Origin of the sequence: Desulfovibrio sp. 86, from assembly GCF_902702915.1 — a bacterium.
Taxonomy (GTDB): domain Bacteria; phylum Desulfobacterota; class Desulfovibrionia; order Desulfovibrionales; family Desulfovibrionaceae; genus Desulfovibrio.
The window spans coordinates 3342762-3356323 of sequence record NZ_LR738849.1 but is presented as its reverse complement, the minus strand read 5'-3'; the positions used below and the strand labels follow the sequence as shown (position 1 = coordinate 3356323).

Genomic DNA, 13562 nt, shown 5'->3' with positions numbered 1-13562 from the left:
ACCCACCGCACCACACGCTTCAATCCATTCTTTCTACAGCATTTCCGGAGAGTTCATGTCCGATTTCGTTCATTTGCATTGCCATACCGAGTACAGCCTCCTGGACGGCGCCATACGCATCAAGGATCTTTGCGCCCGCGCCAAAGATTTCGGCATGCCCGCCTGCGCCATTACAGACCATGGCAATCTTTTTGGCGCAGCCTACTTTTATCAGGGCTGCAAAGACTTCGGCGTCAAGCCCATATTCGGCTGCGAGGTTTACGTCTGCCATGACCATACGGACAAAAAAACGGAATCGCCGCTGGCCCGCAAACGTAACCACCTGATTTTGCTGGCGCAAAATAAAACGGGCTACCACAATCTTGTCAAACTGGTAAGTCACGGTTTTCTTGAGGGTTTTTACTACAAACCCCGCGTGGACAAGGCCCTGCTGCGCAAATATTCCGAAGGGCTTACCTGCCTTTCAGCCTGCATCGCCGGCGAAATCCCCCGCGCCATCTTGGCCGATAATATGGATCTCGCCAAAAAACTCACCCTGGAGTACGCCAGCATCTACCCTGGCCGGTTTTACCTTGAGCTGCAATCCAACGGACTGAAAGAGCAGGAAAAAGCCAATATTGCCCTTATGGAGTTGGCCGAAACCTGCAAACTGCCCCTGGTGGCCACCAACGACTGCCATTACCTTGGCGCGGACGACGCCGAAGCCCATGAAGTTCTGCTCTGCATACAGACGCAGACCACCATGGATGACCCCAAGCGCATGAAGTTCGGCACCCATGAGTTGTACTACAAATCCATTGAAGAGATGGAAAAGTCATTCAGCCATGTGCCCGAAGCGCTGTCCAACACCATGCGCATTGCCGAGGAATGCAATGTGGCTCTGGACTTCGGCAACCATTATTTCCCCGTGTACCAGTTGCCCGAAGGGGCCAGCATGGAATCGGAATTCCGCCGTCTGGCCGAAGATGGTCTTGAAAAAAGGCTGAAAAAACACCCGGATCGGGCTTCCATCAATGCCGACATGTACCGTGAACGCCTGCAGTACGAACTGCGCGTCATTCTGGAAATGGGCTTTCCAAGCTACTTCCTCATCGTGCAGGAATTCATCAACTGGGCAAAAAACAACAATATTCCTGTAGGCCCGGGGCGCGGATCGGCCGCCGGATCGCTGGTGGCATGGGCCTTGCGCATCACAAACCTTGACCCCATCCCCTACAATCTGCTGTTTGAACGCTTTTTGAACAGCGAACGCGTGTCATTGCCCGATATCGACGTGGACTTCTGCGAACGGCGTCGGGGCGACGTCATCAGGCATATGGTTGAAACCTACGGCGAGGGGTCGGTGGCGCAGATCACCACCTTTGGCACCATGAAGGCCAAGGGCGTGGTGCGCGACGTGGGCCGTGCGTTGGGCATGAGCTTTGCCGAAACCGACCGGATTGCCAAACTGGTGCCCGCCGACCTCAAGATGACCATTAAGAAAGCGCTTGAAGCCGAACCAGAACTGGAAAAGCTCTACCTTGAAGACCAGCAGGTCAAGCACCTGCTGGATACGGCACGTCGTCTTGAAGGGCTCGCGCGCCACGCCTCCACCCATGCCGCAGGCCTTGTGGTGTCCGACAAGCCCATGGAGGAATACCTGCCCCTCTATCTGGGTAAACGCGGCGAACTTGTGACCCAGTTCGACGGCCCCATGACCGAAAAAGCCGGGCTGGTGAAATTCGACTTTCTGGGTCTCAAGACCATGACCCTGATTCAGGACACCTTGGACAACATCAGCCTTCAGGGGCAATCTCCGCCGGATCTGGACAATCTGCCGCTCACCGATACCGAAACTTACGACCTGTATGCCAGGGGCGAGACCGATGGCGTTTTTCAGGTGGAAAGCTCGGGCATGCGCCAGTATCTGCGCATGCTGCGGCCCACGTGCTTTGAAGACATCATCGCCATGCTGGCGCTATATCGGCCCGGCCCTCTCGGGTCCGGCATGGTTGACGAATTCATCAAGCGAAAGCACGGCCAGGTGCCCGTCATCTACCCTCATGACTCGCTTACCGACTGCCTGCGCGACACCTACGGCGTTATCGTGTACCAGGAACAGGTCATGCAGATCGCCCAGATCATCGCCAGCTACACGCTGGGCGGAGCCGACCTGCTGCGCCGCGCCATGGGCAAGAAAAAGGCCGAAGCCATGGCCAAGGAGCGCGTCACCTTTGTGGCTGGCGCCACAAGTAACGGCATCAGCGAAGAAAAAGCCAACGAAATATTCGACTTGATGGAAAAATTTGCGGAATACGGCTTCAACAAGTCGCACTCTGCCGCCTATGCTCTCATTTCCTACTACACCGCCTATCTCAAGGTTCACTTTAAAGTTGAATTTATGGCTGCCCTGCTCACCTCGGAAATGGGCAATCAGGACAAGCTGCTCAAATACGTCTCCTGCTGCAAAGACATGGGCATTGATGTTGTGCAGCCTTCAGTGAACCGCAGCCAGCGCGAGTTTACGGCCTATGAAGGCAAGGTCGTATTCGGGCTGGGCGGCATCAAGAACGTGGGCGACGAAGCCATCCGCGAACTGGTGGAATCCCGCAATGCTGAGGGAGAATTCGCCTCGCTCTTTGACCTGTGCTGCCGCGTGAACCTGCGCAAGGTTACCAAGCGCGTTCTGGAATCTCTTATCAAGGGCGGCGCTTGCGACTGCTTTGGCGTGGCACGCGCCGCCATGCTGGCTTCGCTTGAAGCAGTGGTCTCCCGCGCGCAGAAAAAGGCCAAGGACAAAAACTCCAATCAGGTGTCTTTGCTGGCCATGGCCCCGGCGGTGGAAAGCGCGCCGCAGCCCGGCATCGGGCTCGACTGCCCTGAAGCCGATCTGCCCGAAATGCCCGACGAAGACAAACTGCGCGCCGAAAAAGAGGCTCTGGGTTTCTTTCTTACAAGCCATCCGCTGCAGCCCTATGTGCGTGAAATCCGCCGTCTGGGACTCACAACCCTTGAAGACGCCCGCGACATGTTTCCCGGCGCCGAGGTGCGCTGCGCCGTGCTTGTAACCGGCATTCGCGAGGTCATAACCAAGAGCAAGGGCGAACGCATGGCTTTTGCGGCCATTGAAGACCTCACGGGCCATGGCGAGGTGACCTTTTTCCCTCGCAGTTATGCGGAAGTTCGCCAGCTGCTCCATTCGGAGCAGCCGCTGTGCCTTACCGCCAGGCTGGACAAGGAGCCGGAAGACAGCCGCGATCTGGACGAAGACAATGAGGACGCCCCCCGCGAACTCAAACTTCTGGGTCAAAGTCTGTTGCTGATGGCCGAGTGCTGCGGGCTCAACGATACTCCGGTATGCGTGCAGATTCCCTCGCACCGTATGGGCCGGGAGGACTTGCTGGCGCTGCGCAACATCCTTGAAAACCATCCTGGCCCCGTGGAAACTCACGCCCAGGTCTGCCTTGAAGGACACGTCTGCCATCTGCATCTGGACAACAACCTCAAGGTCAGCCCTGGCCCGGATCTGGACAAGGCTATAGCCGCATGGGCTTCATAAGGCGCATCCATTTATGATAAAATTTTTCGTGGTGACGGGGTTTGCCCTTGTCCTCGCCAATGGATGGGTTACCTGGTGGCTATGGCGCGCTCTTGACCATACGGGCTGGCTGCGACCGGCGCTCTGCCTCACGGTGGCTGTGCTTGGCGCGTCATTTCCCCTGCTGTACAAGCTTGGCGGCGATTCCGCCCCTGAGGTCTGGCTGCTGCGGGCGGGCGCGTTCTGGCTGGGCATGCTTTTCTATGTTTTTTGCCTGGTGCTGCTTATGGACATCTGGGGGCTGGCAAGCCGCCTCTGGGCGGTTCCCCCCACGACTCCCCGTTGGGGGGCCACCCTGATGGTCGTGGGCCTGCCTCTCGTCATCGGCTGCGCCAGTTGGCTCAATGCCGCCTGCCCTGTGGTGCGGCAATATGACCTGACCATACACACCAGCAATGCCGTATCCCGGCAGTACACGCATTCGCCCCTTGTTCTCGGCGTACTGGCAGACATGCATCTCGGGCGGATCATCACGGCCCCGCGCCTTGTGCGCGCCATGGATCTGCTGGCCCCCTACAAGCCCGATGCCATCCTTTACGTTGGCGACATCCTTGACGACCATGTTCTGGTTGACGTGGAAGCCATGGCCGCAGCCCTGGCCCGCATACAACCCCGGCTGGGCCATTGGGCGGTGCCGGGCAACCATGAATACATCTCCGGCCCCATTGATGACAGCCTTGATATCCTGCGCCGCAGCGGCATGCGGGTGCTGCGCGACCAGTGGCATGTTCTGGACAATGCCTTTGTTCTGGCTGGAAGGGATGATATAAGCGGCCACATGTTTTCCGGGAGTCCGCGCAAAAGCCTCAAAGAAATCCTTGCTGATCTGCCGCCGGAGCATGGGGATCTGCCGCTCTTCGTCATGGACCATCAGCCTTCTTCACTGGATGAGGCGCGCACGGCAGGTGCAGTGCTGGAACTTTCCGGGCACACGCATTATGGCCAGCTATGGCCTTTTCACTGGGTGGTGGAAAATCTGTATGAAAACCCGCTGGGCCTGCTGATCAAAAATGGGCTTCATTCTGTGGTGTCAGCAGGAACCGGCACCTGGGGCCCGCCCATGCGCAACACATCACGCGCCGAAGTTCTTGTTGTCAAAGTGCATTTTACGCCAACGGCCAACTAGGGCATTCAACACTTGAAATGCGAGTAGGCAGGCAAAAGCCTGCCTACTCGCATTTTGTGGGAAGGGTTTTTAGAAAAATCCTTGCAGCGCAGTTAACTCATTTCTTTCGTAAACGGCTATAAAAACTGCGGTCTTACGTATCAATTAAAGTTTTACTTTAATTTTTTTGTAAAATGCTTCAGCTTATTCTTCAACCTTGGGCGTGCCCACTGTGGGCAAGGAACCGTGCCTGATAAAGTAATCAATCAGACCGAACACGGTTTCATTACCGCAAAAACTGCCTCTGGCTATGGCCGCCTTGTAGTCGGGAAGTCTGGCCTCAAAACGGTTCAGCAGTTCCGGCGCAAGCGTGAGCATGTCGGCCTGCATGCCATAGCCAAGCCGCTCAATATACATCGCGTTGAAGCGTTGCTCCACCATGGCTTTAAGAGGCAGGGTGAGGATGGGTTTTCCAAGATACAGGGCCTCGCCCATGAGGGTATGACCGCCCCCCTGGATGACATATGAGCACCCTTCCAGCAGGCGCAAAAAGCCCTCTTCGCTCTTGCGCATGAAGATGACATTATCCTCCTGCCCTTCTTCACGGTCATACCCGAAAACATAGCAGGTTTTGCGGGTGGCCGAACGCAGAAAGTCCACCAGTTTGCGGTGCGTGGAATTGCTTTGGTACACCAGCACATGCCCGTCATCGCGCGGATTCAGCGCCAAAACGCTGTTCCGCAAAATGGGCGGCGCTATCCTGGCTTTATACTGCGGCAAGACCGGCGGAGCATAGAAGGAAATAATAAGATTTTCTGCCGTGGGACGAAAAAGATACCGTGGCGTCAGCCCTTGCACAAAGCTGTCCCACCACATGTCCGGCGGAAGGTCATGACGGCAACACGTGATCACATGCTGGTGGTCCAGGGTCAGACACGGGAGGCCCGCCCTTTCTGCGGCGCGGGGCACAAAGTACTCAAGGTCGGTCATGCAGACATCGGGTTTGAATTCGTCAATCAGACGCGAAACCTGATCAATGTACCGCTGACGATGCCAAAGTATGGGCAGGGCTTTTTTAATGGTGGCCGCAAGATCCACCTTGTAATTTTTGAACACAGTGCCCAGGTTGGGCAGGCGGCGCACAGGAAACTCCGGCTCAAGGATCTTGGGCGCATCGTCATTGGCGATAAAAAGGAACTCGTGGCGAGAGAGACGGCGGGCGATGGTCAGCCCACGCATGGCATGCCCATGCCCGGTGCCGTGTATGCCATAAAGAATGCGCGCCATAATTTTCCTTTTTCTGTTAGCGGCCTGCGCCTGTTCCTGCTGTGCGTGCATGGCTCTGCCCATGCCTGTAAACCGGATGGCCCCAAAGTTCAGGATGCGTAACGATGCGTAAAAGCAGTATTCCTTTGTTGTGTAGCGCAACAGGATAACAAGCAGCCAGCGCAGCCGTCAATGCCACTGTTATGACGCATACCTGCAACATCTTGACGGTACAGGCTTTTATTATCTAGCATTCAGGAGCAATCTCACTTCCACTTTGAAGCAGCTCGGACTGCTGCGTGAGCAGGCGTAAGAGGACATGAAGGCGCAAGCGCTGCGCTCCCTGGGTGAAACACGCCGCAGCGGGGATATCGTCAACTTTGAAAAAGTATGCTCTTAAAGATACGCTGCCCTCAAGCATGCACAGAGAACATGAGGTATTAATGAACGTTCGCAAAATCCGTGAAGACCTTGGCCGCGCCAAAGCCAGTTGCGCCCGCCGCGACCCCATGCGCGCCCTCTATCTGACCATAACAGCCCTCAAGGATTTGGGCGGGCAGCCTGCCCCCACAGACCTGCGCAGCGACTTTCGCACCACTGTCAGCGAATTGGTCGCAGACCCTGGCCTGAAAGATATCCTGCCTGCGTCACTTGCTTATCAACCTGGCAGTGAAAAAGAACTTTTACAATTATTATCAGATAGTTATAAAAAGCTGCAAGACAGTGCTGAAGAGGAGGATTACGAAAGTACCCTGCAACGCAAGCTCAACATTGACCGCAATCTCAGGGAAGGCAAAAAACTTCTCTCCGAGGGGCGGCCCTCTGAAGCTGACGCCTGCTTCGCCGAAGTCATGAAATACTACAAGGACGAGCAGGCCGTCTTTGCCATGATGGCCACTGCCATGCTCAACGCTGGAGAATACGTGCGCGCTCTCGGGCATGCACGCAACGGCCTCAAAGAAGCCCCCGACAATCTGGAATTGCTGCAACTGGCCAATGAGTGCACTCGTCTGCGCACCCTGAACGGAAACTAGCCTACCCCATTATATTTTTGTTCTTTCAGAGAATAGTAGCTGCATGGTAATCATGACCATAGCAGCACTGCGCCCTGCGTAACTTTGTGCGCGCTTGTCTTGCTTCAAGAAAAAGTCTAAAGTTTGGCGCTTATTCACTACCTATTCCACGTGAGGCCACGCATGGACGTTGTACGTTATATCCACGCAGCCGATCTGCATCTGGACACCCCTTTTCGCGGGCTTTCGCGCGAAACCGCTCAAGGCGGCCATTTGTCCAAGTTGCTGCATGAAGCCACCTTCAAAGCGCTGGACCGGCTTTTTCGCCTGTGCGAAACGGAAAAACCCGATTTTCTCGTGCTGGCTGGCGATGTGTATAATGAAGAAGATCGCAGCGTCAAAGCCCAATTGCGCCTTCGCGATGGCTGCTTGCGCCTGCGGGATGCGGGGGTGCGCGTTTTTATCGCCCACGGCAATCATGATCCGCTCAATTCACTGCTCGCTTCCATCCGCTGGCCTGACAATGTGACCATCTTCGGCCCTGAGGTTGAACGTCATCTCATTGAAAAAGATGGAAAACCCCTGGCCGTCATACATGGCATCAGTCACGCCAAAATCCGTGAAGGACGCAACCTGGCCCGATTGTTCCGGCGTGATGCCGAACAAACGTGTTTTCAACTCGGCGTGCTGCATTGCACTGTAGAGGGTGAAAGCAAGGCTGACCGCTATGCGCCCTGCTCGCTGGACGACCTCAAAAGCGCCGGACTGGACGCATGGGCGCTTGGACACGTGCACGAGCGCCGTATACTGTGTGATGAGCCCTTTATTGCCTACAGCGGCAATAGTCAGGGATTGCACATCAATGAGACCGGCCCCCGCGGCTGCCTCCTGGTCACGGCCCGGGCTGAAAACTTTGATGCGGAGCCGTCCGCCACCCAGTGCGCATGGCGCTGTAATGCGGAATTCATGCGTCTTGGGCCCGTGCAGTGGGCCACCTTGGATCTGGACCTGAACGGCACTGACCAGATTGACCAGGTGGAAAACCATCTGGTTCAATGCCTTGACCAGGCCGCCAGCGATACCGATCCCGGGTGCGAAGCCCTGCTTGCGCGCGTAAACCTGCATGGCCGCACTGCCCTTGACGCCGTCCTGCGCGACGCCAGCAATCAGGAAGACCTTTTGGAACGCCTTGGGCACCTTGCCAGCGGCACGCCCGGAGTATGGGTCAAGGACTTGCGCATGGACACGAGCCCGGCCACGGATCCCGCCCAGTACCTGCAGCGCGAGGATCTTCTTGGCGAAACGCTCCGCATGGCCCGGCGCATGGGTGAAAGTCATGAAGCTTTTCAGGAGGTGGCGGGCCCGGCCCTGGCCCCACTGTTCACCCATGGGCAGTTGCGCAAGATTCTGGCCCAGCCTGACGACGCCCAGATGCAGGCGCTCCTTGAGGAGGCCCAACGCCTTTGCACTGACCTTCTGGAGGTTCGCTGATGTATATCCAGTCCTTCCATATGGACGGATTCGGCATTTTTTCTGATGTAACGGTTGAGGGGCTTGGCCCCGGCCTCACCATTTTTCTGGGTGAAAACGAAGCGGGCAAGTCCACGTGTCTGGAATTTTTGCGCTCCACCCTGGCGGGCTATCCGGCCCCAAACAGCAAGGAAGGCAAGCTCATTCCCGGCGCGTTGCGCGGTGGCACGGCAGGCGGGAGCCTGACCCTGCGCGCGGATGATGCGCAGCTTTTACGGCTGACGCGCCGTCCGGGCAGCGCAAACGGACAGGTATCCCTTACGGACGGCCAGGGCAAACCCCTTGATGAAGACGTTTTACGCCGCCTGCTTTCGGGCGTCAGCAGAGACGTATACCGCAATGTTTTCGGTTTCAGCCTCAGCGAACTGGAACATATGGGCAACCTCACCGGCGAAAGCGTGCGCCATGCCCTTTATGGCGCCAGCTTTGGCCCCGGCTTGCGCGCCCCCGGCGAAGTGCTCAATATCCTGAAAAAACAGAATGACGAGATCTTCAAGTCCGGCGGCAGTAAACCACCTCTCAATCAGGCCCTCAAGCAGCTCAACGAACTGCGCCAGCGTATTGCCGAACTGCGCCAGCAACAGGCCGGATTTGACGACCTCGCCCGTGAACTGGATCAAAAACGCGACGAACTGACCGAGATCCGAGGCTATAAAGCCCAGTTGGAAGAGGAACGGCGACTGCTGGAACGCCGGTTGGGCGTCTGGCTGCAATGGAACGAATGGCGCATGGTCTGCACCGCCCTGGAGCGGCTCGGGCCTGTCAACGAATCTTTCCCCGAAGACGCTCAGGCCCGTCTGGCCCGCGCTCAGGAAGCAAGGGAAAGCTGCGAGCGTCATCACGCCGCCCGCAAAGAAAAACTTGATCTCTTGCGCGAGCGTCGTGATGCGGTGCGGCTGGATATGCCCCTGCTGGAGGCATTGCCGGCTTTGCGCCGTTTGGCGGAACGCAAAAGCGGCTACCGGCAGGCATTGACTGCCCTCCCCGCGCAAAAAGACCGCTGCCGCCGCGCTGAGGAGGATCTCGCCCGCGAACTGGCGCGCCTTGGCCCGGACTGGAGCTGTGACCGCATCCGTCTGACTGACCGCTCACTTTTCGCCCGTGAAGATCTTGAAAAACAGGCGCGCGAAATGACTGCTTCCGTGTCCGCGCACCAGGCCGCAGTGGATACGCTGAACCAGTGCAACCGCGATGTGGAAGCCGCCGAGCGTGAAGTGGTTGCACATCAAAATAATCTGGCGCTGCTCCCTGTTCCGGTGGCCGCCCTGGATGACGACCAGCGCGACACGCTACGCCAGTCCCTGGCTCGCCAGGAAGAGGCCCGACGCCAGATTCCTTTGCGCCAGCGTGCCGTGCTCGAAGCGCGTACCACCTTTGCCCGTGCGCTCACTCCGCTGAAGCTTTCTGGCGGTACAACCCTGGAAGCCAACAGCGGAGCCGTGGCGACTCTGGACGCGTTGCTCGCCCGCCAGGACGAAGCCCTTGAGTTGGCGGCCAGCGTACAGGAGCGTCTGGATCATGCTGGTGAAGCGGCCCAGGCCGTGCAGCAAGCCGAGGAACATCTGCTCTCCGTCAAGGCCCGCATGGATGCCCTGCGCGAGGAGCAGCGCGGCAAAAACGGCCCCACCCGCGAACACCTGGACGGGCAAACGGCAGCCCTCCGCTCTTTGCGCGCCCTTTCATCAACGCTTGAGACGGAAAGGCTGCGGCTCAATGAACTGGACGCAAGGCTGGACAGTGAACCGCCTGTCAAAAGTATTAAAAATCTTCCATTACTGCTTTTGGGCCTGATTTTTTTTGTGTCAGGTGTTGGCATGCTGCTCACATACTGGCGACTTGGCCTGACTGTCATTTCGCTGAACGAAGGTTTGGATTTTCCCATAAACCTCTGGTCTGGCTATCTCATTCTGCTTTGTGGCGTGGGTTTTCTGGCTGGCGGGCTGCCGCACAATGGCCCTGAGGCCAAACGCCGCAAAAAGGAACTGGCCAGCCTGCAAAACCGCCGTGAAGCATGCTCCAACCACGTGGTCGAACTGGAAGAACAGGCCCGCCAACTCTGCCGGACAGCGCAGGTGCAGAGCATGGATATGGTCACTCTGGAAGCAATGGAAGTACTGCTCGAACGCGAGCGCGAGCAATGCTTTCACGAAGAGCGCGCCCGCAAGGATATGGAAGGGCTCAAGCGCACCACGGATCTCGCGCGCACCGAGGTCAGCAGGCGGCAGGCGCTGTGTCAGGAAGTTGAGGGCGTCGTGCAGCAAACCCGACGCCGCTGGCATGAATTCATGCTCTCCCTCAAGGTGGGCAATGTCCCCGCTCCGGAAGGCGCTGCGGCATTTTTTGCCAGAGCGGAAGCCGCCAGACTGGCCTACAGCGGCGTTGCCGCCGCCCAGGCGGAACTCGGCGCGCTTGAAGAAGACCTTGCGCGCACCGAAGAGCGCATGCGCAAGATGGCAGCGGTGGCGGAACGCCTCCCGGTCATGCCCAATGGCGCGCAGCCTTTACAGCCTGACGAAAATCTTTCCGACGCTCTTGCCGAGATCGCGCACCAGATACTGGAATCCTGCCGGGAGGCTGACGCCGTGCGTGAACAACGCATCAAGGCCGAAGCCGCCTTGCAAAATGCCGAAAGCGACAGGCAGCGCTGCAAAGTACGGCAGAATGAAGCCACCGACGAATTGCGTGCGGCTGAGGATCGCCTGAATGCAGCACGTGCGCAGTGGGCTCACTGCCTTGAAGGGCTTGGACTGGGTACGGATCTTGATCCTGAAACTGTGCGTGAAGCTTTCAAGTATATGGAAAACTGCCTGTCGGCCGAATCCGCGCTGGAACGGGCACGCATTGAGTTGGCGCAGAGCCAGGCGGAGATGGCTGCCCTGCGTGACCCATTGTCGCAGCATCTCGCCAACCTGGATCGCCCTCCCTTGGCTGGAGCCGACGATGCCCCGGACTGGCTGGCCAGTCTGGACGCTGCGCTGGAAGAGGCAGAAGCCATGGCCGTGGCCCAGACCCGCCGTCTTGGGCTGGATCAGGAACTGGTGGAGCTTGAAAGCGAAGCGCGCGCCGCTCAGGCAGCCCTGGATTCCGCCATCCACACAGAACGCAGCCTGCTTGCCCTGGCAGGAGCAACGGACGCCGAAGACTTTTTGCGGCAGGCCGCGCGCCATGAAGAACAGCGCAGCCTTGCACAACGCCGTCTTGACCTTGAAGATGCCCTGCGCCTTGCTGCCGACAAATGCCCCCTGGAAGAATTCCTGCCCCAGTTCGAAACTGAAAGCCAGGAAGCCCAGGAAAAGCGCTGCGCAAACATCAACGAAGAACTGCTTGAACTTCAGGGCAAGGAGCAGGAATTGGGCGACAGGGTGAGCACCCTGCGCTCCGGCGTTGCAATGCTGTCGCACAATGAGGAGCTGGCGCAGTTGCAGCAGGAAGCTGCCGCTCTTGAAGAAGCCATGCAGCGTATGGCCTATGACTGGAGCCGCCGGGCCCTGGCGCGCGCCATTCTTGAAGCTGCCAAGCGTAATTTTGAACGCGAAAGGCAACCTGAAGTCATACGGCTTGCCTCAGAAATATTTGCCCGCATTACCGGTCGCCGCTGGCTCGGCATCAGCGCTTCTCTTGAGGACAAGACGCTGAATATCCTGCCCGCCCAAGGCGAAGCCCTTGCCCCAGAAAATCTCAGCAGAGGCGCGCGTGAGCAGGCATATCTGGCCCTGCGTCTGGCCTATATCAAGAACCATGCGGCGCACGCCGTTCCTCTTCCCATTATTATGGATGAAGTTCTGGTCAACTTTGACCCGCAAAGGGCTGAGCGCACGGCCAGGGCTTTTGTGGACCTGACGGACTCGGGCAGCAGCAGGGGGCATCAGCTCCTGTATTTTACCTGCCAGCCCCATATGGTGGATCTGCTGCGCAAGGCAGAACCAGGAGCGGCCCTCTTTTGTGTTGAGCAGGGGCAAATCCGCGCCGCCTGACTATTTCCGCAACCTGCAACACGTTTTTTATACGAGAATCAGCCGTTGTCCCCCATGGGGACAACGGCTGATTCTCGTTAGCGCATGTTACTTTTGATGCGCTTTGTGGGGAAGGGCCCCGTTTGTAAAAGGGTCCCTCCCCACGCCTCGACCCTCAAAAATTCTTATTGTATTTTAGCATATTATAAAAAAGCGTCTTACTTTTTTTTGCAGCATGACAATATGAAGCACACATATTGTCTTGAAGGTAAATGTCTGTTCCTACAATCGTAGGAGTAATTTCGCTGTATAACTGTTCTGCAGCTCTCCATCTGACATCGCTAAAGGCATGTTGGGCGTCATGCGCTCAGATCTAACACCATAATATTTCTGAAGTTTTTCAACCTTTTTTTTCACGAAAACATCATTTCTTTTCATCAATTAATCAGGGAAGTTACCAGCGTCGCACTCCTATAATTTGAAAAACAATTTCATTTTTATTGACATCGCTTTTCAAAAATGTCATTTTGCGCCCAGTCAACAACGCATCCTGGAGGAAAGCATGGCGCACAATGGCAGTTCCACTCAGAACTCAGACGTTACCCACCGCTTCAGCAACGAAAACCTCCACATTTGCCTCAATGATCAATTTGATCCTCCTCAGGCCAATGCAGTACTTGATCTTCTTCAGCACAATCACGCCGCCTGCAAGCGTATTTTCATTGATGTACGCCAGATACAACACCCCAACCCTTCGGTTGTGGATTCTTTCAAAACGTCCATGATCCTGAATGGATTTAATAAAGATCAGGTCATTTTCAAGGGCAAAAGCGGTTTTGACATGGCCGTGACTGGAAACAGGGTCATTATCCAGCAAGAAAAAAAGCATGTTTGCAAGGGCAACTGCGCCAATTGTAAATGTGGTCACAATAAAGATGGCCAACACAGGCACGACCATGCACATGACGGCCACCATGCCCAGCATGGTCATGAAACCCATAACTGACCTGTCAGCAAAGGTCATGGTCTCTCAGCAAGCCTTGCGGGGGGTGCCTTGCCATCGCCAAGGGCAATCGCTGACATGACAATCACGGAGTCCAAATGTGGCGCAATGTCGG

Annotated in this window: 7 protein-coding genes; 5 read left to right on the top strand and 2 right to left on the bottom strand. The window is 56.8% G+C overall.

The features are described from left to right. The first annotated feature begins 55 nt into the window (after positions 1-55). Together dnaE and DESU86_RS13840 are read left to right on the top strand one after the other, a co-directional pair. Positions 56-3538, top strand: a complete 3483-nt coding sequence (gene dnaE, locus DESU86_RS13845; RefSeq protein WP_179981558.1) for a DNA polymerase III subunit alpha — start codon at positions 56-58, stop codon at positions 3536-3538. Positions 3539-3551: 13 nt separating this feature from the next. After that, the gene (locus DESU86_RS13840) at positions 3552-4703 is read left to right on the top strand and encodes a metallophosphoesterase (RefSeq protein WP_179981557.1); all 1152 of its coding nucleotides are present in this window, start codon (positions 3552-3554) and stop codon (positions 4701-4703) included. 183 nt (positions 4704-4886) lie between these two features. On the opposite strand, the gene DESU86_RS13835 is transcribed toward DESU86_RS13840, so the two are convergent. Further along, entirely contained in the window at positions 4887-5969 is a 1083-nt protein-coding gene (locus DESU86_RS13835) for a glycosyltransferase family protein (protein WP_179981556.1), read from the bottom strand. A 422-nt stretch (positions 5970-6391) separates the two neighbouring features. On the opposite strand from DESU86_RS13835, the gene DESU86_RS13830 reads away from it, so the two are divergent. The 3 genes from DESU86_RS13830 (at position 6392) to DESU86_RS13820 (ending at position 12465) form a co-directional block, all read left to right on the top strand. Then, entirely contained in the window at positions 6392-6982 is a 591-nt protein-coding gene (locus tag DESU86_RS13830) for a hypothetical protein (RefSeq protein WP_179981555.1), read from the top strand. Between the two features lie 162 nt (positions 6983-7144). Next, complete coding sequence (locus DESU86_RS13825) at positions 7145-8452, top strand: metallophosphoesterase family protein (RefSeq protein WP_179981554.1); 1308 nt, start codon at positions 7145-7147, stop codon at positions 8450-8452. Further along, entirely contained in the window at positions 8452-12465 is a 4014-nt protein-coding gene (locus tag DESU86_RS13820; RefSeq protein WP_179981553.1) for an AAA family ATPase, read from the top strand. Before DESU86_RS13825 ends, DESU86_RS13820 begins: the two co-directional genes overlap by 1 nt. Before the next feature lie 571 nt (positions 12466-13036). On the opposite strand, the gene DESU86_RS13815 is transcribed toward DESU86_RS13820, so the two are convergent. Beyond that, positions 13037-13468, bottom strand: coding sequence for a hypothetical protein (locus DESU86_RS13815; RefSeq protein WP_179981552.1), 432 nt, complete (start codon positions 13466-13468; stop codon positions 13037-13039). Between the last annotated feature and the right edge of the window lie 94 nt (positions 13469-13562).